Source organism: Clostridium sp. BL-8 (assembly GCF_002006495.1).
Classification (GTDB): domain Bacteria; phylum Bacillota; class Clostridia; order Clostridiales; family Clostridiaceae; genus Clostridium.
Genome location: NZ_LZZL01000092.1, coordinates 1 through 18,499, shown reverse-complemented (window position 1 = coordinate 18,499; position 18,499 = coordinate 1). Strand labels below are relative to the sequence as shown.

Annotated in this window: 15 protein-coding genes, 1 pseudogene and 2 riboswitches; of the genes and pseudogenes, 14 read left to right on the top strand and 2 right to left on the bottom strand. The window is 27.8% G+C overall.

Going from position 1 to position 18,499, the window contains the following annotated elements; translation table 11 throughout:
- From CLOBL_RS22885 to CLOBL_RS22870, 4 genes and pseudogenes are all read left to right on the top strand, one after another.
- Positions 1 to 863: phage replisome organizer N-terminal domain-containing protein (locus tag CLOBL_RS22885; protein WP_077861139.1), on the top strand; the 863-nt coding region annotated here is incomplete at its 5' end.
- Positions 864 to 1,136: 273 nt separating this feature from the next.
- Complete coding sequence (locus CLOBL_RS22880; RefSeq protein ID WP_077861137.1) at positions 1,137 to 1,877, top strand: YebC/PmpR family DNA-binding transcriptional regulator; 741 nt, start codon at positions 1,137 to 1,139, stop codon at positions 1,875 to 1,877.
- A 591-nt stretch (positions 1,878 to 2,468) separates the two neighbouring features.
- Positions 2,469 to 2,654: pseudogene (locus CLOBL_RS28680) on the top strand (DDE-type integrase/transposase/recombinase); the annotation flags it as partial.
- A 278-nt stretch (positions 2,655 to 2,932) separates the two neighbouring features.
- A complete protein-coding gene (locus CLOBL_RS22870) occupies positions 2,933 to 3,955 on the top strand; it encodes a right-handed parallel beta-helix repeat-containing protein (RefSeq protein ID WP_077861135.1) in 1,023 nt (340 codons plus the stop codon).
- A gap of 463 nt (positions 3,956 to 4,418) precedes the next feature.
- On the opposite strand, the gene CLOBL_RS22865 is transcribed toward CLOBL_RS22870, so the two are convergent.
- The gene (locus tag CLOBL_RS22865) at positions 4,419 to 5,663 is read right to left on the bottom strand and encodes a HAMP domain-containing sensor histidine kinase (protein WP_077861134.1); all 1,245 of its coding nucleotides are present in this window, start codon (positions 5,661 to 5,663) and stop codon (positions 4,419 to 4,421) included.
- Positions 5,660 to 6,337 carry a response regulator transcription factor gene (locus CLOBL_RS22860; RefSeq protein ID WP_077861133.1) on the bottom strand — a complete coding sequence of 226 codons (678 nt, stop codon included), beginning with the start codon at positions 6,335 to 6,337 and terminating at the stop codon, positions 5,660 to 5,662. Before CLOBL_RS22860 ends, CLOBL_RS22865 begins: the two co-directional genes overlap by 4 nt.
- 225 nt (positions 6,338 to 6,562) lie before the next feature.
- On the opposite strand from CLOBL_RS22860, the gene CLOBL_RS22855 reads away from it, so the two are divergent.
- The 10 genes from CLOBL_RS22855 (at position 6,563) to CLOBL_RS22810 (ending at position 18,350) form a co-directional block, all read left to right on the top strand.
- A complete protein-coding gene (locus CLOBL_RS22855) occupies positions 6,563 to 8,443 on the top strand; it encodes a hypothetical protein (protein WP_077861138.1) in 1,881 nt (626 codons plus the stop codon).
- 524 nt (positions 8,444 to 8,967) lie between these two features.
- Positions 8,968 to 9,474: a hypothetical protein gene (locus CLOBL_RS22850; RefSeq protein WP_077861132.1), complete on the top strand. Its 507-nt coding sequence runs from the start codon at positions 8,968 to 8,970 to the stop codon at positions 9,472 to 9,474.
- Positions 9,475 to 9,587: 113 nt separating this feature from the next.
- A riboswitch (cyclic di-GMP riboswitch) is annotated at positions 9,588 to 9,671 on the top strand.
- Between the two features lie 207 nt (positions 9,672 to 9,878).
- A complete protein-coding gene (locus tag CLOBL_RS22845; RefSeq protein WP_077861131.1) occupies positions 9,879 to 10,082 on the top strand; it encodes a hypothetical protein in 204 nt (67 codons plus the stop codon).
- Positions 10,083 to 10,584: 502 nt separating this feature from the next.
- Positions 10,585 to 11,838, top strand: a complete 1,254-nt coding sequence (locus tag CLOBL_RS22840; RefSeq protein WP_077861130.1) for an ATP-binding protein — start codon at positions 10,585 to 10,587, stop codon at positions 11,836 to 11,838.
- A gap of 378 nt (positions 11,839 to 12,216) precedes the next feature.
- A complete protein-coding gene (locus CLOBL_RS22835) occupies positions 12,217 to 13,299 on the top strand; it encodes a hypothetical protein (protein ID WP_077861129.1) in 1,083 nt (360 codons plus the stop codon).
- Between the two features lie 85 nt (positions 13,300 to 13,384).
- A complete protein-coding gene (locus tag CLOBL_RS22830; RefSeq protein ID WP_077861128.1) occupies positions 13,385 to 13,996 on the top strand; it encodes a hypothetical protein in 612 nt (203 codons plus the stop codon).
- Between the two features lie 163 nt (positions 13,997 to 14,159).
- Positions 14,160 to 14,687, top strand: a complete 528-nt coding sequence (locus CLOBL_RS22825; RefSeq protein ID WP_077861127.1) for a stage II sporulation protein M — start codon at positions 14,160 to 14,162, stop codon at positions 14,685 to 14,687.
- Positions 14,684 to 15,175, top strand: a complete 492-nt coding sequence (locus CLOBL_RS22820) for a hypothetical protein (RefSeq protein WP_077861126.1) — start codon at positions 14,684 to 14,686, stop codon at positions 15,173 to 15,175. The genes CLOBL_RS22825 and CLOBL_RS22820 overlap by 4 nt, the downstream gene beginning before the upstream one ends.
- A gap of 915 nt (positions 15,176 to 16,090) precedes the next feature.
- Positions 16,091 to 17,122 carry a PilT/PilU family type 4a pilus ATPase gene (locus CLOBL_RS22815; RefSeq protein ID WP_077861125.1) on the top strand — a complete coding sequence of 344 codons (1,032 nt, stop codon included), beginning with the start codon at positions 16,091 to 16,093 and terminating at the stop codon, positions 17,120 to 17,122.
- 202 nt (positions 17,123 to 17,324) lie between these two features.
- Positions 17,325 to 17,406: riboswitch (cyclic di-GMP riboswitch) on the top strand.
- A gap of 191 nt (positions 17,407 to 17,597) precedes the next feature.
- Complete coding sequence (locus CLOBL_RS22810) at positions 17,598 to 18,350, top strand: A24 family peptidase (protein ID WP_077861124.1); 753 nt, start codon at positions 17,598 to 17,600, stop codon at positions 18,348 to 18,350.
- The last annotated feature ends 149 nt before the right edge of the window (positions 18,351 to 18,499 follow it).

Below are 18,499 nucleotides of genomic sequence, written 5' to 3'. Positions count from 1 at the left end.
GAAAATTTGTTAAATTAAGAGTTGATATGCATGAGGATACTAAATTTAAGATAATAGATAAAATGGAGCAGAGAGACCTTATTCATTATATTTGGATAAGGCTCATTGCTTTGGCTGGAAAGGTTAATTTAGGAGGCGAATTATTTTTGTCTAGGAATATTCCCTACACCCTAGAAACTTTGTCCATAGAATTTAATAGGGAAGTTTCACAGGTGGAGCTTGCCATAAAAACTTTTATAAAGCTAGAAATGGTTGAGCTTACTGAAGACAACATATACAGAGTTAAAAACTTTGCAAAACATCAAAATATTAAGATAGAGGAAAAAGTTAAAAGAGAAGATAAAATTGACTTAAACTCTAAAATTTCTGAGGATAAACCTTCAAACAATACAGCACAGAATGAAAAGCAATTAAAAGATAACTCTGAGGCAGCAGTTGATTTAAATGATAAGGTTATTCCGTTAAATAATAGCAATGCAGAAGAAAGCACGGAGGCTAAGGATAATCTAAATATGATAAATAATATTGGAAGTTCTAGTGGTAATAGTTTCATAAACCATGATGCTTCTAAGGATGCTATAACCGATAAGGTTTTGAATATGAATGATGGAAATAAAATTAATTGTATTGATAAAACTGTTAATAATTCTAAGACTTGTATGAAGGACATTCATGTAGGAAAACAGGAGTTCAATGTTTCAAAAACTAGAGAAAAAAATATAAATAAGGGTAAGCGGAAAAACAATATAGCCACAAATGAGATTAATAGTGTCGAAGATGATAATGAAGAAGTGATAGAATTACAGAGTGGTGAAATAACGTGTGGTAAAGGGGAACAGATTATAAGTAGCTTTAGTTTTTGATTTCTCGTGATGTAATTGTTAACTTATGAAAATTGTGGTATAATAGCTGTTGGATTTTTGTATTGAAAAATAATTAATTATATTGTAAATTTATATAAGTGCATGCTTAAAAATCATACTATATATTGTAATAGTGATTCTACAATAATAAAATTAAGAAATCCTATAAGAATTTTAATTGTGATTTCTAAATAGTATAATGTTAAGTGTTAATTGTAACTTGTAGGTTTATATTATGAATTATTTCTTAAAATAGAGTAAGGAGGAAAACACATGTCAGGACACTCAAAATGGCATAACATTCAAGCAAAAAAAGGCAAGACAGATGCAAAAAGAGGTAAGATTTTTACTAAGATAGGTAAAGAAATTGTGATGGCTGTTAAGAATGGTGGAGCTAATCAAGATACAAATGCAAAATTAAGAGATGTAGTTGCAAAAGCGAAGGCAGCAAACATGCCTAATGATACTATTTCAAAAGCAATTAAAAAAGCATCTGGTGAATTATCATCAGTTAATTATGAAAATATAGTTTATGAAGGTTATGGCCCTAACGGAGTAGCTGTAATAGTAGAAACTCTTACTGATAATAAAAATAGATCTGCTGGAAATGTAAGAAGTGCATTTACAAAAGGCGGCGGAAATATGGGAACAACAGGATGTGTATCTTTCATGTTCCAAGAAAAGGGAGAAATCATCATTGAAAAAGGTGATAAAGATGAAGAAGAAATGATGATGATGGCTTTAGATGCAGGAGCAGAAGATTTTTCAGCTGATGAAGATGAAGTGTTTGTAGTAACAACTGCACCAGAAGATTTCGGAACGGTGAGAGAAGCATTAGAAGCACAAGGTGTTGAATTCTTAGAAGCTTCAGTTAAGATGATTCCAGATACATACACAGCAATAGATGAAGCTGATGCTAAGAAATTCCAAAAGATGTTAGACTTACTTGATGATGATGACGATGTTCAAGATGTTTATCATAATGCTGAATTCCCTGAAGGATGGGATGAATAAAGGGATCACAAGCTGGTATTACTAACTCTGAATAAATCGAAATTTTAATTCTAAAATTGAAATAATTAAGATATACACCCATTATGGTTTTTGTTAATGGTGTATGTTATATTAAACACTTTCTGCTATTAACAGGGGGTGTTTTTTTGTTATTAGAAAATTTATTGAAAGAATTTATCCTTGAACTAGAGATACAGAATTATTCTAAAAGAACTTTAAAAAGTTATAAAAATAATAATTTATCCGCTATATAAAATAATAAATCATAATTGTTATGAGAATATAACCTGCTTATGGTTGCAGGTTATATTTGAAAGTATTTCTAATAAAGATTTTGATAGGTTTTTTTCCTGCATTCTTATTGTAATATATAAGTATAAATAAAGAATTAAGAAACTGAGGTAAAAGTGAAGCAAATTAAAAAGGATAACTTGCATAAAGGGTAACAAGCTATCCTATAAACTGTTTGAGATATTTATTTAAGGGGTAAATAAATAATGAAAATTTAAATTATTATCATGATTTTATTATATGAGGCTATTGTGACAGTATTATGACAAGCTGATTAACTCAATATAAACTTTGTATTAAATAAAAGTAAACTCATTAAGGCTGAAGAGCTATAAATGTTCCTTGGTCTTATTTTTTAATCTAGAAGAACCAAATGCTGTCTGGTGCTCAGATATTACTTATATCTGGACTTATGAAGGTTTTGTGTATCTAACAAGCATTATGGATCTGTATTCAAGAAAAATAATATCATGGGTGATGGGTGAGGTTTTTGCAATATCGTGAGTTTTTTCGCTGTGATGGAGTTAAATTAAGATATATATTACTAAATAACTAAATTTGTATTTTTGTTCCATAAATTATATGTTTAATGCAATAGATATTTTAAATAAGTAAATGATATGGTAACGTATACTTGAAGATGATCATCTTTTAGACAATTCTTTTTTGAACACGTTAACAATGCACACACTCATCTAATATTAATATTATCTTGCTTAAAAATCAAAAAATATAATAGTTCAATATGAGGAGGATATTTAGTTATGAAAAAGATTAAGAGTTTATGTTTAATTGCAGCGCTAGGAATTATGGTTACAGGAGGAAGTTTATTGCAAGGTGTACCAGCTTATGCATCTACAACTTACACAGTTAGTTCATCAGGAACATCCCTATCAACGGCTATATCTAAAGCTAAATCTGGAGATACTATTCTTATTTCAGGCACAGTAACCTCAGACACAGTAAAAATACCTGCGGGTGTAACAATAAAAGGAAAAACTGGAAAGAGTACAGATAAAGTGAATTTTTCTTCAACTTCTGGAAGTTCTGGAAAAGGGTTTGTAATTAATACTAATGGATCAACTATTGAAGACTTGGATATTTATGGAGCAGCAGATAATGGCATTTATATGGAAGGCTCCAATAATAAACTCACAAACTTAAATGTTCATAATAATAGTGATGCGGGAGTTCAATTATCAAATGGAGCTGCTAATAATACTTTGACTAATGTTTATTCGTATAGCAATGCAGATGCAACTGGAGAAAATGCAGATGGATTTGCAATTAAATTACACTCAGGGATAGGAAATAAATTATATAGTTGTACATCTGAAGGAAATTCTGATGATGGATATGATTTATATGCAGCTCATGGTGCAGTATATTTTGAAAACTGTAAAGCAATAAATAATGGTTCTGCTAAAACATCAAGTGGAAAAACAGTAAAAGGTGATGGCAATGGATTTAAACTTGGAGGTGTAGATAATAAAACTTCAGGTGTTGCAGCACATTTAGATCCATTAGAACATACACTTGTTAATTGTACAGCAACTGGAAATACAGGAAGTGGATTTGACAGAAACAACCAAAATGGTACTCTTCATTTGACAGGTTGTATTGGAAGCAGTAATGGTAAATACAACTATAACTTGCCAGCTTCAGGTACACCATCAGCTTTAGGATACAAAGTTACATTTAATAAAGCAATATTAAAGAGTTGTACATCTTCAAATGGTTCAAATGATGTTTCAGGTGCAACATTGACAAGTTGTACAGGATTTTAACATTAGTTATATAAATTTCAATGATAAATTGCTATTACATCTAAATATATAACTAAAGACTTATAATTTAAATTAGCAATATGATAATAAAATTTATATAAAAAGAGAAATACAGACATAATAATACTAATGGATATTCCCAAGTCTATTAGAAAACATCTATATTCTAAAAATAAGAGTAGTAGAGAGAAATCTCTATTACTCCTATTTTTTTCTTTTTAATGTGTAAGTTTTAACTACATATATAATGTGGGAATTTTTCAATCTTATGGAAGTATATAAAATAACCACTGTAAAATTGGTAAAAAAAATATATTGTCTTATTAAGATATACATAACGTAAATAAAGGATAAAATATTAATTTACATTAAGGTATATATTATAATAAGGTAATAGCAGAAATTGTTATAAACTTAGTCATATAGTCATTTTACAATTAAAATCTGACGATGTTCAAGATGTTTATTTTTTAAACAATGGAAAAGATACAGTAAAAGTAGTACCTTCAGCTTTAGAACTTGTAACATTAATTTTCCCCTTATGGGATTCTACAATGTTTTTTGCAATAGAAAGTCCTAAGCCATAACCATCTTTTTTTCTAACCCTAGACTCATCAACACGGTAAAAACGCTCGAAAAGGTTTTGAATATTAGCTTTAGGAATAGGCTCGCCAGTATTATTAACTGATAGGTACACTTTATCTTGAGTTTGGCGCAAGTTTACATTAATATTACCTTTTTCATTAACGTATTTTATTGCATTATCAATAAGAATGAAGACAAGTTGTTTTAGTCTATTATTATCCCCATTTATAAAAATATTTGAAGGTATTTCATTGTTTATTATTTTATTTTCCTCAAAGGCAATTGATTCAAACGGTAACACACAATTCCATACAATATCACTAAAATCAACTTTGCAAAGATCAATTTCATTTTTACTGGAATCTGTTTTAGCTAGAAAAAGTAAATTGTTTACTAAAGTTGTCATTCTTTCGCCTTCAGTTCTTATGTAATTTATCCATTTTATTTGATTACTTATTGCATCTTCTTTATGAGACAATATAATATCAATGTTTGCCAAAATAACAGTAAGTGGCGTTTTTAGCTCATGTGAAGCATCTGCTACAAATTGTCGCTGTTGTTCCCATGATTTTTTTATAGGTTTGATTGCCCAGTTAGCTAAATATAAACTGACTAAGAAAAATGCTGCTAGGCTTCCAAGTCCAACTAAAATAAAAGTTTTTAGAAGTGATTTTAATGTATTTATTTCTAAATTTCTATCAGTAAATGCAATCTTTGTACCTTTTTCATTAGCATGTTTTAAAAATCTAAAACTATTATTTTGTATTAATCCAGTTGTATTGCTATCAGCTAGAGCAGAATTTACTAGTGTCATTAATGTGTCCATATCTTCTTCATCCATATTATTATAAAATACATTAGTTATATTATTATTCTTATCCAATTGAACAGCAAAAGAAAGAATTTGAGGAGGTGGTGGAGAATAGTTATTTGGATCATCTATATTAATTTGATTTTTATGTATTTCATTTTCCTGTTCAATAGTTTTTTGCAGCATATCATTACTTTCTCGGACAAGTCTATTACTAGTAGAAATATAAACAGCACCAAAAGTAAGAGATAGTATAATAAATATGAGAATCATATTAATAAAAACAAATTTTTTTTTCAACTTTTTAATCATTTTATCTTCTCCCCTAGATGATATCCAATCTTTCTAACTGTTTCTATTGAGACTCTAGAATCCAAAAAGAAAAGTTTTTTTCTTAAAAAAGATATATAGACTTCTACATTGTTATCTTCAGCGTTAGAATCTGATCCCCAAACCTTTAGAAGTAGATCTTCCTTAGTAATAATATTATTAGGATTAGACATTAATAATCTTAGGATTTCAAATTCCTTTAAGCCTAACCTCACAGATTTAGCACCACAAAAAAGTGTATTGGTAGATTGATTTAACACTAAATCTCCAAAGTTTAGTTCGTTTGATATTATTGCCCCTTGTCTTCTAGATAAAGCTCTAACTCTTGCAAGTAATTCTTCAGTAGAAAAAGGTTTGGTTAAATAATCGTCAGCACCACAGTCAAGACCAGTTATTTTGTCAATAACTTCATCTCTTGCAGTTAATAATATCACTGGTGTTTTTTCTTTATTTGCACGCATTTTACGCACTATATCAAAGCCGTTCATTTTGGGAAGCATAACATCTAATATAATCACATCATAAATACCACTCATAGCATAGTCATATCCTGTTTCGCCATCATTAATAATATCAACAAGATATTTATTTTCAATCATAATTTGTCCTAAAGTTTCAGCTAATCTTAATTCATCATCAACTATTAGAATTCTCATATTTTGTTACCTCTTTTCCTTAACAATTATAAGTGTAATATCAGTTTATCATAGTTTTCTTAAATTAATCTGAAATTTTTATTTAAGACTAATTTAAGGTTTAAGGACTACTATGTATACATAAGCAGAACACAAAAGGATGAAGTTTATTAATAATATTAATTTCCATAAAGAATGTAATTATTAATAATTAGGATAAAAATTAGAATGAAAGAAGGATGTAAAATGATAAGAAAAAAGTATAATAAAATCATAGCAGTATTAATCGCCACTCTTTTAATTGGAAGTACAGTTGCTGGGTGCGCAAATAAATCAAGCGGCAATTCAAATACAGAAAATTCAGCAGAACAAATCAAAGATTCTACAATATTGGGAAGAGTTAAAGCTATAGATGGAAGCAAAGTAACCATATCGCTAGGAAAAGAATCTACTAAAGATAATACAGAAACAGGAGGAAGTACTCAAAAAGCGCCTGATGAAGGACAAACACCATCTCAAGGGGGAGGAACATCAAATAATATTCCAACATCAGTTCAAGGAAGCCAAATAGACCAAAATCAAGCTTCGGATAATAGCTCAGGAGCGTTATCTGGGAATAACCAGGCACCACCAGCACCACCTCAAGGCGGAGGAGCTCCTGATGGACAACAACCACAAGGAGGTGATGGCCCAGGAATGGGAAATAGTAATACGACAACATTTGAGTTAAGTGGAGAAGAAAAGACAATAGATATTTCTAATGAAGATGTAATTACCGTTACAAAAGGAAGTAAAACTATATCAGGTACATTAGCTGATATAACTATAGGAGAAATTTTAAGTGTAACTTATGATAGCACTGGAAATATTTCAGGTATTACTGTGGAGTCTAATAATACGACTTATACAGGAGGCTCACAGACTGGAAGTATTACTTTAACTGGAGCATATTCAGTAAATGGTGAAACAAAAACGTCGAAAGACGAGAAAATTAATGCAGCTGAAGCAAATCAAAATACGATTTTAGTAAGTAATGGCGGTAATTTAACAGTTTCTGGAGCAACTATTACAAAGTCAGGAGATACGACCTCAGAAGACGAATCTAATTTCTATGGTGTTAACGCTGGTGTGGCAGCAGCAGGAGCTAGTAATATTACAATAAGTGATAGTACAGTTAATACTAATTCAGAAGGTTCAAATGGAATCTTTTCAACAGGTGATGCATCAGTAATAAATGTTTCAAATGTAACTATTAATACAGCTAAAAATTCTTCAAGAGGCTTAGATGCAACTTATAATGGTACTATAATTGCTAAAAATGTAAATATCTCAACTCAAGGGGCACACTGTGCAGCACTTGCTACAGATAGAGGAGAAGGAACGATTCAAGTAACAGGTGGAACTATGAATACAGCAGGTGAAGGTTCTCCAGCAATATATTCTACAGGCAACATTTTAGTGAAAGGCGCAACACTTAAGGCTACAGGTTCAGAAGCTGCTTGCATAGAAGGTAAGAATTCTATTACTTTATACGATTCTAATATTTCAGGTGAAAAGAGTAATGGTGTTATGCTTTATCAAAGTATGTCGGGTGACTCTGGAGTTGGTACAGGTTATTTTAACATGACAGGAGGAAGTCTTTCATCAGCCGAAGGAGCAATGTTCTTTATCACAAATACTGATGCAGAAATTAACTTGAAAGGAGTTACATTAAAGAACAGTACAGGAGTCTTATTAAATTCAGCAGCAACATCAAGATGGGGAACTCAAGGTTCAAATGGAGGGAATGTTACATTAAACGCAGATAACCAAACTCTTGAAGGAGCGATTACCTGTGATAATATAAGTACAGAAATTTTAAATTTAACAAACAATTCTTCATTAACAAGTACAATTAATGAAGATAATAAAGCAAAATCTATTACATTATCTTTAGATAAAGATTCTACATGGACAGTAACAGGAACATCTTATATAACAACATTAACAGATGAAAATACAGAGTTATCTAATATTAAAGATAATGGAAATACGATTTATTATGATTCATCCAATAACGCAAATAGTTGGTTGAATGGAAAAACTATAACTTTAAGTGGAGGCGGAACATTAAAGCCTATCAAATAAAAATTTTTTAATTTTATAAATATTTGTAATACGTAGTACACTTTTCTAAAGTTCTTTAAGTCAAAAAATCATATTATGAGCTTCATGTGCTGCCTTAGACTATTAAAATATAGGCAAAATAATTGTTTAAAATAGAAAAGGATAGACTGCTATGGTGTAACAGAATATCCTGAATACTGTATTATGTTTAGTTAAGGGAAAAATAGCGATAAAAAATTAAATCATTATCATAAGTCTATTATATAAGCTTATTATTATAAAATTATGATAAATTGGTTAATTTAATATAAAATTCATATTAAATAAAATTAAAGTCATTAAGGCTAGAGAGCAATGAAAACTCTGCATTATGACAAAGGAAAAATATAATATTTAAGTTTGTTAATAGATGATTAGCAAAAAAGTATATATGTGAAAAAAATGACGGATAATGAACTTAAACAATATAATTATATATTTATACTGAAATTTAAACAGTTATGGTATAATATAGTTGATATAAAATCAAAAGGAAGTGCATGGTAATGAAATTAAAAACAATAGCATTAACAATAGCTTGTACTAGTATGCTCATAGCGTTGCCAGTTAGTACAAGTGCTGCGTGTAGACAAGATAATGATGTATGGCAACAAGTTGGACAAGAATTACATAATCCTAATACAAATCTTAATGATTACAAATTCAACTCCAATGATGGAAATGTATATGGAAATTTGACTATAATTAATATAAATGATACTACTGGTTCAGCAGTAAGCATATCTTTTAACAATACAACGGCATCGGCAGTAACCATTCCTATAGATGTAACTACAGATTCAGCAATTAGTCTGCCGCTTGATACTACTACAGCTCCAGAAGTGGATTTCACACTTGATAATATTCCTAATTTTGATTATATTGCAAATCAATATAATGAAGAAGAAAATAAAATTGATGATATGATGCAAGATATTAATAACAAAGTTAATAAACAATTTGATGAAATGCAAAAACAAGAAGAGAGAATTTTAAAGTTTATGTATAGATAAAGATATTTAAGGCTTAGAAAAATATTTCTAGGTCTTTTTTCTTTCAGAATTATTGTTTTTTTTACCTTTTAATGATAATATGGACATATAAATACATAAATTTACATAATCATATACGGATTGGGAACTGTGAGGAATTCTCTCTATTTGGGCATCTGGAGGATTCTCAGTTAATGATGCAACCCACCAATCAAAACTAATTACAAACAGAAATTAATTAGTTTTGATTGTTTTTTTTTCTTATAACTTGACAATTAGCACGGCTTAACAGGATAATATAAGTTATTGTTCATGGATATTCCTTTTGTACGGAGGCTTTTATAAATTAATTATATGAAATGATAAAAAATAAATAAATAGAGTGTAGAATTTGCAAAATTATTATGTGAGGGAGAGAATATGGTATGAATATAAACAATGAAATTATAAAGGCGATAAAGAATAGTTTATCAAAAAACTTAGAGTTTGAATTTATTGCTAAGTTAGAAGATTTAACATTATCTGATATTGAAAAGATATCTAATGTAAATAATAAATATAATTTGACATATCAAATAATAGATAATATCTATATAAAGATTTATTACTCTCTTCAATCGATATGTTAAAATGAGGTGCAAATATGGAGTACACAATTAAAATTACACTAAGAAAGACAGAGAAAAATGGAGAGGATAATAGCAAGGATAGTAAGGATACTAATAAAAAATAGAATAAGTTTGTAGTAAGCATATCTTTTGACAATACAATGGCATCGGCTGTAACAAGTCTTATAGATGTAACTACAAATTCAATAATTAGTCTGCCACTTGATGCTGCTACATAAAAAAGAAATGACTTAAATTTAGGGAAATAAGTCATTTCTATTCCATATTATTTATCATAAAATAAAAAATATGTTAAAAGAATTACAATGTTATTATATAAAGAAATTGTTACAGTATTGTGTCAACATAATTAATTTACAGACATTTTATTGAATATTTCAAGGAAAATAATTAAAACAAGCCTTTCAGCATATCTATAAACTGGATCAGATGATGTGCTAGGATCAATGAAAAATTTAAGATGAGATAAAGCTTCATAAGGTAAAGGAGACGTGAATTAAAAATGTGTTTCATTGATATTGTCATATCAATACTTCAAAGTATGTTATTTGTTTTTGTAATAAGTTATTGTTTAAACATTAATAAATTATTAGATATTAAGAAAGTTATGTGTATAATCATGCTTACAGTTAATGGATTTGCTATTCCATATGTATTTGGAAATACTTCTATTTGCATATTTGTTACACATATAGTATCTATAGCTATAATATCGCTATTATTTAAAAATGAGTACAGTAAAGCTATTATTGGATACAGCTTAATATATTCAATACTGGCTGTATGGTTATTTGTATTTGGTAATTTAGTATATGGAATATTTAATACAAATGATTTGTTTAATGAATATATTACTATAATAAATATAATTCTTCTCTATATATCACAATTAGTTCTAATGATTTTGTGTTTGAAATTTATAAATAATATCAAGCAGATATATGAGATTTTATCGCACGAAAATATATCGATTAGTTATGGAATTATATTAGGCTTTCTTCCAGATTTTCTAATTTCTTTACATTTGATTTCTTACGATAAAGATAATGCAATATTGAGCGATGGTGTATTTGCAGCTTTATTTATTTTTTTGGGATTTATTATCGTAATCTTTGGTAAAACAGCATTAAAAGCTAAAGAGATATCTGGACTAAATAGAATTTTATCAAGCAAAAATAAAGAATTAAAGAGTATTAAAAACAGCTATGGCTTACAAATGGTCTCGTTATATGAGTTAGTAGATATGGAGAAATATAAAGGGGCAGCTTGGCTTTTGAAAAGTATTATAAATCAGAATAATCCAAATGGGACTGATGAAAGCTTAGAGCAAGCTTCTTTGCTTTCACTTGCAACTAAACATGCTGTAGGAGAAGGCATGAATGTTATAGTTGAAGACAGTGCAAATTTCAAATTGGTTACAATAGATGAAATGGAATTGTATAGAATAATAATTAACATTACTAATAATGCAATAAGAGCAATGAAGAAGGGTGGTACTTTAGTAGCAAAATCATTTCAAGATTTAAGTAATATAGTAATAACAATAGAAAACGATGGTGAAAAGATTCCGGAAGAAATTATTTATGAAATTTTTAGTTCTGGTTTTACTACTAAGATTAATAATGGCGAAAATCACGGGTATGGGTTATGCATAACAAAAGAATTAATTGAAAAGCACGGTGGTAAGATATCAGTTGAGAGCGATGATAACATAACTAAATTTACAATTAAGTTACCATTTAAGGAAGAGGTATAATTTTAATGTTTTCTTATTGAGTCAAGAGTATAGAGATATATTCTTGTCTTATTGTTTTGCAAAAGCACTTGAATCATTAGTTATTTGACATATTAGTCTACTATGTACAAATGTTGATAGTGTTAGCAATATTAATATATTAAAAAAGAAAAAAATATCATATTAACGTAGGTAATTCAATACAGGCAGTATTAAACGACAATATAGTAGAATAAAATGCTGTTGGTGTAAAAATTAGATTTCTATGCCTAAAAATGTCCTTTAATGAAAATTATATGGAATTATAGATGCAATTATGTATAATTGTACCTATACTAGTTTTAATAGTAATTTTCAGTATTGGATGTTTTTTACATAAAATAAACGTTAGGAGAGTATATGAAAAATAAAAGTTCAATTATATCTACAGCTAATATTACTGTTGGCATATCACTACAAATATTGAGTTTACTTATATTATTTCTTTTTGCATATGGATTGGATTCAAAGTTTGAACATCCATTTGTTTGGCTTTTTTTAGGTACAGTATTTATATTAATAACTTTATATAGTATAAAGAAATTTCCTTTTACTATAGAACTGGGGAGTAAACAAAATATTAAGATTATTAAATTAAGAAATCCATTTATAATGTATTTTATTTTGGCATTTTTCCCTAAAAACATTGCACAAATAAGCACTTTTACTGGTACATATAAGTATTTTTATAAAGATGATAAAGTATGTATTGTGCAAATTAACAATCCAAAGTCAATTGACTGCTTAAAAGATTTATTAATACTATTTTTAACATTGATAGTTTTAATAGCATTGTACACAGTCCTTTCTAATTTAGACATTGTAAAATATGGATTAGCAATTATAATTTCTTTTGTTTATACAAGTATATTTATAGAAAAATTAGCGATTAGATGGTGCTATTTTAAGTTTTCTTTCGAATATAAAGAAGGAATTAATATAACTCCATTAATAATAAATAAATCTCAATTAGCAACTACAGCATTTAAGAAAGTGCTTCTTAGTCCTAATGTATTAAACTATAGTGATTCTATTATTAGTTATGTAATACAACATGAAAAAGGCCACATAAAATCTTTTGATAATATTAAGGGGTTTTTAGAAGATTTATGTACTTATTCATTTGCGTTAATTTATTGTTACATACAAATTACGAATCCCAATGTTGCATCATTAGTTTTTATACCTATAATAGTAATTTTATTTATGCATCCTTTGTTAGTTACTTATATAGAATTGAAAGCTGATGAATATGCAGCCAAGCAATTGGGAATAGATTTTTGCATTAATTCATTAAACCAATTAAATTTTAAGATTAAAGATAATCAATTGATAGAGGAATTCTCTTTTTTAGGTGTTTTATTAAGAACATTTGGAATTCTTAAAGGTAATATATCAATTCAAAACAGAATTAAACATTTAAAATCAATTAGCAAACAATAATAATATTGTTTATTTCAAAGCTATTAATAAATTTTATATATATACTTATTTATTAATAAGATTAAATTAACATGGAGGGCATTATATGAAAAAATCTATGAAATTTGTAGCTGTGGGACTAACAATTGCTTCATCTTTAGCAACAGTTAGTACAGCTTCAGCTGCTGTAAAAAATCCACTAGAAAAAAATCAGGTAAAGGCAACTAGAGTATCGAATTATGAGGTTAGATACTCAGCTGGTTCTAAAGAAATTGATGTAAAGGAAAATTCATCAAAGAAAGGGGAGTATACTGTAAGTGAAGGAAAAAATTCTGATGTAAAAGAAACAATGAAGTTAACCGTAGTTCCAAAAACTAAAGATGGAGTTAGCGGTTATGATGTTACAATTGTTGATTTAGCAAGTAATCAAACTATTTTACAATCATTTTCTGAAGAAGATGTTTTTAAAATAAAGGATTCAACTCTTGATAAAAATATTACAACACCAGATGCTATTGTTTATGCAGTTGTAACTGGTAATTATGGTGGTCTTACTGGTGCAGCTACTGCGATACTAACTAAAATGGAATCTTTAGGCTGGTTTAGTGTAATTAGTGAACTTTATGCCGAAGGTGAAAGTGTATTTGCAATTGCTTCATTGATAGTTTCTTCTCTTCCAGAATTAGGAATAGCCATTGGAATTGGTACTGCTCTATAGAAAGCACATGCTTAAATATACTTTCTATAGAACATAAATAAATTTCACTCTATGTTGATGTGTTCTAATTTTAACATAGGGTGAGAATACTAAAGTATTCACTTTAGTATTCTACTATTTTTATAAGAAATATGCAAATGAAATACGATAGGAGAGATATATTTTGGGTAAAAAAAGACTACGTTCAACAATTATAAATGTAATAATTATTTTTGCCCTTATTTGTGGTATGTACATTGGATTTATTACAAACAGAGATAATTCTTCTAATCAACTAAATATTTTCTCAGTGATACAAATTTTTGATAATTATAGTGCGCAATTAAATGGAAGTTTTATTGTTAGTTTTTTCAGTATTTTAATACATAATTATATCTTAGATATTTTTTATAGTATTATATCGTGTTTAACACTTGGAGTTACAGGAATAATAAATTCATTTTTAAACGGTAACACATTTGGATATGTACTGCAATTAAATCATAATATTTATAATGTTTTTTTTGTATCGTTAGAAGCTATAAGCATGGCTATTCTCACATCTTGTGGTGCAAACATTGGTTGGACATTAATTATAAAGAATAAATCAATAGAATTAAAAAAAATTAAACAAGCATTATTAATTGTTTTTATATTATTAGCAATTGCAGCTCTAATAGAAACATTTACTATAAAGGAGATTCTAAAATGAGACAAAAAATATTTTTTTTATTTATATTAATTTTCGTTTTTGGTGGTTTATCATATTCTAAAGCAATTAGCGGTACTGTATCATTAGGAAATATATTAATTGGTTCTTTAATTATTTTTCAACTATTATTGGTATACTGGATTCTTTCTAGTACCACTTTATTTGTTTTTACAAGTATTGCTCTTAGAAATGATTCAAATACATGGAAAACTAGGTTAAAAAGAATAATAAATTCTATATTATTATCATATTCTCCTTTAATTATTTTGTTTATTTTGTTAGATTTTGTTCAATATTTTAATATTTATACACTTGACATAGATAAATTTATTAGATTAACTACATTTGTATTAAAGGGGATTACACCTATAGTTTTATTTATAACATTTTGGAAATTATATAAAATTGAGTTTTTTAAATCTTGTTTAGTTATTTCATCATACTACATAGTGTTGACAGTATTAACTAAAATACCTTCATTCATATAAGAAAATTTGCATACGTGAAAGATAATACAATATGGGAAAATTTCAATTTAATATTACCAATATACACTTAATTAACAGAACAGATAGAAATTAAGATTATTAATAGAACGTGTATATTAGATAACTAGTTTCCATTAATAAGAAAATTATGTAAGAAACAGCAGTTCAAAAAGGTATATCAAAATATATACCCAAAATTTAAAAACACAATAAATATTAAACGATAATATTTATTAATAAGTATTGATTATGTATTGATTGTATGTTAAAATTATAGTAATCTAATATTAATATATATTCCTAAGTAAAGTTAGTAAACAAACTTTATTCAAACATTCCAAGGATAAGAGTAATAGTCAGTAGAGATATTGTTTATTACTCTTATTTTTGCGTCTATAGATTTAATTGTGGAATTTAGCTTGAAATTTTATTTGGTGATAATTCATAGCGTTACGCAAAAACAAAGGATAACTTGATAAGGGGGAACAAGCTATCCTGAAAACTGATTTATATATTATATTTCATATAAAAACAATTTGTATAAATTGTTTATGATATTATTATAAATGGTATTTGTTACAATATTGTGTCTAAAATATTAATTTAATATAAAAAATATTTCAAGAAAAGAAATAGTTATATTTAATGTATTATATAAATTAACTTAAAACTTTATATATGCTATTTACATATAACTATGAGACTATGAATACTGTATTAATACGACTACGCGCTTCATCGTTAAGTAGTTGAATTCTTGCCTGATTTGAAACTTAGCCAGTTTGAGTTTCAAGATCAAAGAGAATAATTTCATTGAGTAAAATAATGGATATTGACAATTTTAGTGAAAATATTATATGTTGTATATAGTAAAATATACAAAAATTGTTTTATGCTATATTAAGGAGGAATAATATGTCAAGGATAGACACGCTAATTAATGATATGGATATAAGTAATGTATCAGATATACATATTACATCAGGATTACGACCGATGGTAAGGATAGATGGAAATTTAGTGAATGTTTTTGAAAGCAGTATTCCCCATGAGGCTGTGGAAGAATGCATTAGAGAGTTAATACCAGAAAGTTTCAATTATTTCTTAGAAAATGGGGAAATAGACTTTAAGTATAATAGAAAAGGCATTGGTAATTTCAGAGTAAATGCTTATAAGTGCAGGGAAGGATATTCTATATGTCTTAGAGTAATTAAAGAGACTATACCCAAACTAAAGGATTTAACAATGGCTCCTGCTCTTAAAAAATTCACGGAATTAAGTGATGGTTTAGTATTAGTTACTGGACCGACAGGGTCAGGGAAAAGTACTACTCTTGCAGCAATGGTTAACGAAATAAATATGAGTAAAGAAAAACATATAATAACTTTAGAAGAACCAATTGAATATATATATGAGAACAATAGATCTATGGTAAACCAAAGAGAAATTGGGCAGGACACTAAGAGTTATGCCGATGGATTAAGAGCAGCGCTTAGACAAGATCCAGATGTTATATTAGTTGGAGAAATGAGAGACCCAGAAACAATAGAAATAGCTTTAAGGGCAGCCCAAACTGGTCATTTAGTTTTTTCAACTTTACATAACATGGGTGCAGCAAACAGCATATATAGAATTATAAACTCTTTTGAAGCTGGACATCAAAATGAAGTGAAGATTCAGTTATCGTCGCTATTAAAGGGAGTTGTTTCTCAAATTTTATTACCTAATGCATCGGGAGTGGGTAGAGTTGCAGCAATGGAAGTAATGGTGTGTACCCCTAGCATAAGAAATTTAATTAGAGAAGGAAACTATGAACAAATAAATAGCTTTATTCAAATGGGTTCTAAGTTTGGAATGCAGACAATAGAGATGGATTTAAGAAGGCTTGTAAATGACAATTTTATATCCAGACAAGAATATGAAAAGTGGGTACAAAATGATAGGTAGGAGACAATATATAAGTTTGAGTTAAAATTTAGTAAAAGTTTATAAAAATTATGGAATGATTAGATATAATATGGTAATATGTAAATAAATTATACTTTATATATAATTATAAAATATAATTTATAAGAAATTGCTATAATATTGGTAAAAATATATAAAATTAAATAATTATTGAAATTTATAAATATTATTATTTATAAGAAATCAATATGGAAACAATGATTCATATATTTATTTTGGGCACTTTATATATGATGAGTTAGTAGTGCAACCGGCCTTTGTTTTTTATTAAGGTCGGTATTTTTTTTGCGCAAAAGTTAGAGTAAACATTTAAAGAGATATTATTTATTGATAAATAATATTTAAATCTAACGCAAATATAAAAATATTGAAAAAATGTATTTTAAAGTATAAAATATAAATATGAAAATATTACATAATATTTTAAAAAATGGTAAAAAGGAGAGGTGATAGATTGGAAAATGTCTTCATAGCTGTTTTAGGATTGGTTATAGGAAGTTTTTTGAATGTATGTATTTATAGAATCCCGATGGAACAATCAATAGCGTTTCCACCGTCACATTGTACAAACTGTAATCACAAATTAATGTCTTTAGATTTGATTCCGGTAATCAGCTATCTTTTTCTTGGAGGAAAGTGTAGATACTGCAAGGAGAAAATATCAGTAAGATATCCTCTTATAGAAATTTTTAATGCGGTATTATATTTACTAATATATTTTAAATTTGGATTAACCTTAATTACATTAAAGTATTGCATATTAGCATCAATTCTAATTGTTGTTGGAATGATAGATTATGATACTCAATTTGTTTATACAAGCACCACACTTTTTGGCGGTATTATAGCGTGTATATTTATAATAATTCAAGCTGTTGTTTATAAAAATGGAATTGTTGACTTGATTTTAGGTGGAGCAATAGGTTTTGGCATCATAGGTCTAATAGTATTTTTAACTAAAGGAATGGGTGAAGGTGATATTGAAATAGCAGCTATTTGTGGATCATTCCTAGGCGTTAAAGGGATTTTAATTGGATTATTTTTAGCAATAATAATAGGTGGATTTATAGGAATCGTTATATTATGCCTAAAATTAAAAAAAGCAAAGGAAAAGATAGCGTTTGGGCCATTTATAGCAGTTGGAAGTTTGATTTCTATGCTGTGGGGGGTTGAAATATTTAAAAGTTATTGGAGTTTATTTACGTAAAATATAACATAATATTCACTTTCTTAACACTTACATGATTGAAAAATATTAGAAAAAAATTTAAGTTATAAACATTAGGCACAATCAAATAAATAACAAGTCCATTTGCCAGCCTATTTTCCATTAGAGGAAGCTCGACTCGCTACGCT

What these genes read in the sequence shown, in the direction of transcription:
- CLOBL_RS22880 (WP_077861137.1), top strand. Translation starts at nt 1,137, where the DNA reads ATGTCAGGACACTCAAAATGGCATAACATTCAAGCAAAAAAAGGCAAG.
- CLOBL_RS22870 (WP_077861135.1), top strand. Translation starts at nt 2,933, where the DNA reads ATGAAAAAGATTAAGAGTTTATGTTTAATTGCAGCGCTAGGAATTATG.
- CLOBL_RS22865 (WP_077861134.1), bottom strand. Translation starts at nt 5,663, where the DNA reads ATGATTAAAAAGTTGAAAAAAAAATTTGTTTTTATTAATATGATTCTC.
- CLOBL_RS22860 (WP_077861133.1), bottom strand. Translation starts at nt 6,337, where the DNA reads ATGAGAATTCTAATAGTTGATGATGAATTAAGATTAGCTGAAACTTTA.
- CLOBL_RS22855 (WP_077861138.1), top strand. Translation starts at nt 6,563, where the DNA reads ATGATAAGAAAAAAGTATAATAAAATCATAGCAGTATTAATCGCCACT.
- CLOBL_RS22850 (WP_077861132.1), top strand. Translation starts at nt 8,968, where the DNA reads ATGAAATTAAAAACAATAGCATTAACAATAGCTTGTACTAGTATGCTC.
- CLOBL_RS22845 (WP_077861131.1), top strand. Translation starts at nt 9,879, where the DNA reads ATGAATATAAACAATGAAATTATAAAGGCGATAAAGAATAGTTTATCA.
- CLOBL_RS22840 (WP_077861130.1), top strand. Translation starts at nt 10,585, where the DNA reads ATGTGTTTCATTGATATTGTCATATCAATACTTCAAAGTATGTTATTT.
- CLOBL_RS22835 (WP_077861129.1), top strand. Translation starts at nt 12,217, where the DNA reads ATGAAAAATAAAAGTTCAATTATATCTACAGCTAATATTACTGTTGGC.
- CLOBL_RS22830 (WP_077861128.1), top strand. Translation starts at nt 13,385, where the DNA reads ATGAAAAAATCTATGAAATTTGTAGCTGTGGGACTAACAATTGCTTCA.
- CLOBL_RS22820 (WP_077861126.1), top strand. Translation starts at nt 14,684, where the DNA reads ATGAGACAAAAAATATTTTTTTTATTTATATTAATTTTCGTTTTTGGT.
- CLOBL_RS22815 (WP_077861125.1), top strand. Translation starts at nt 16,091, where the DNA reads ATGTCAAGGATAGACACGCTAATTAATGATATGGATATAAGTAATGTA.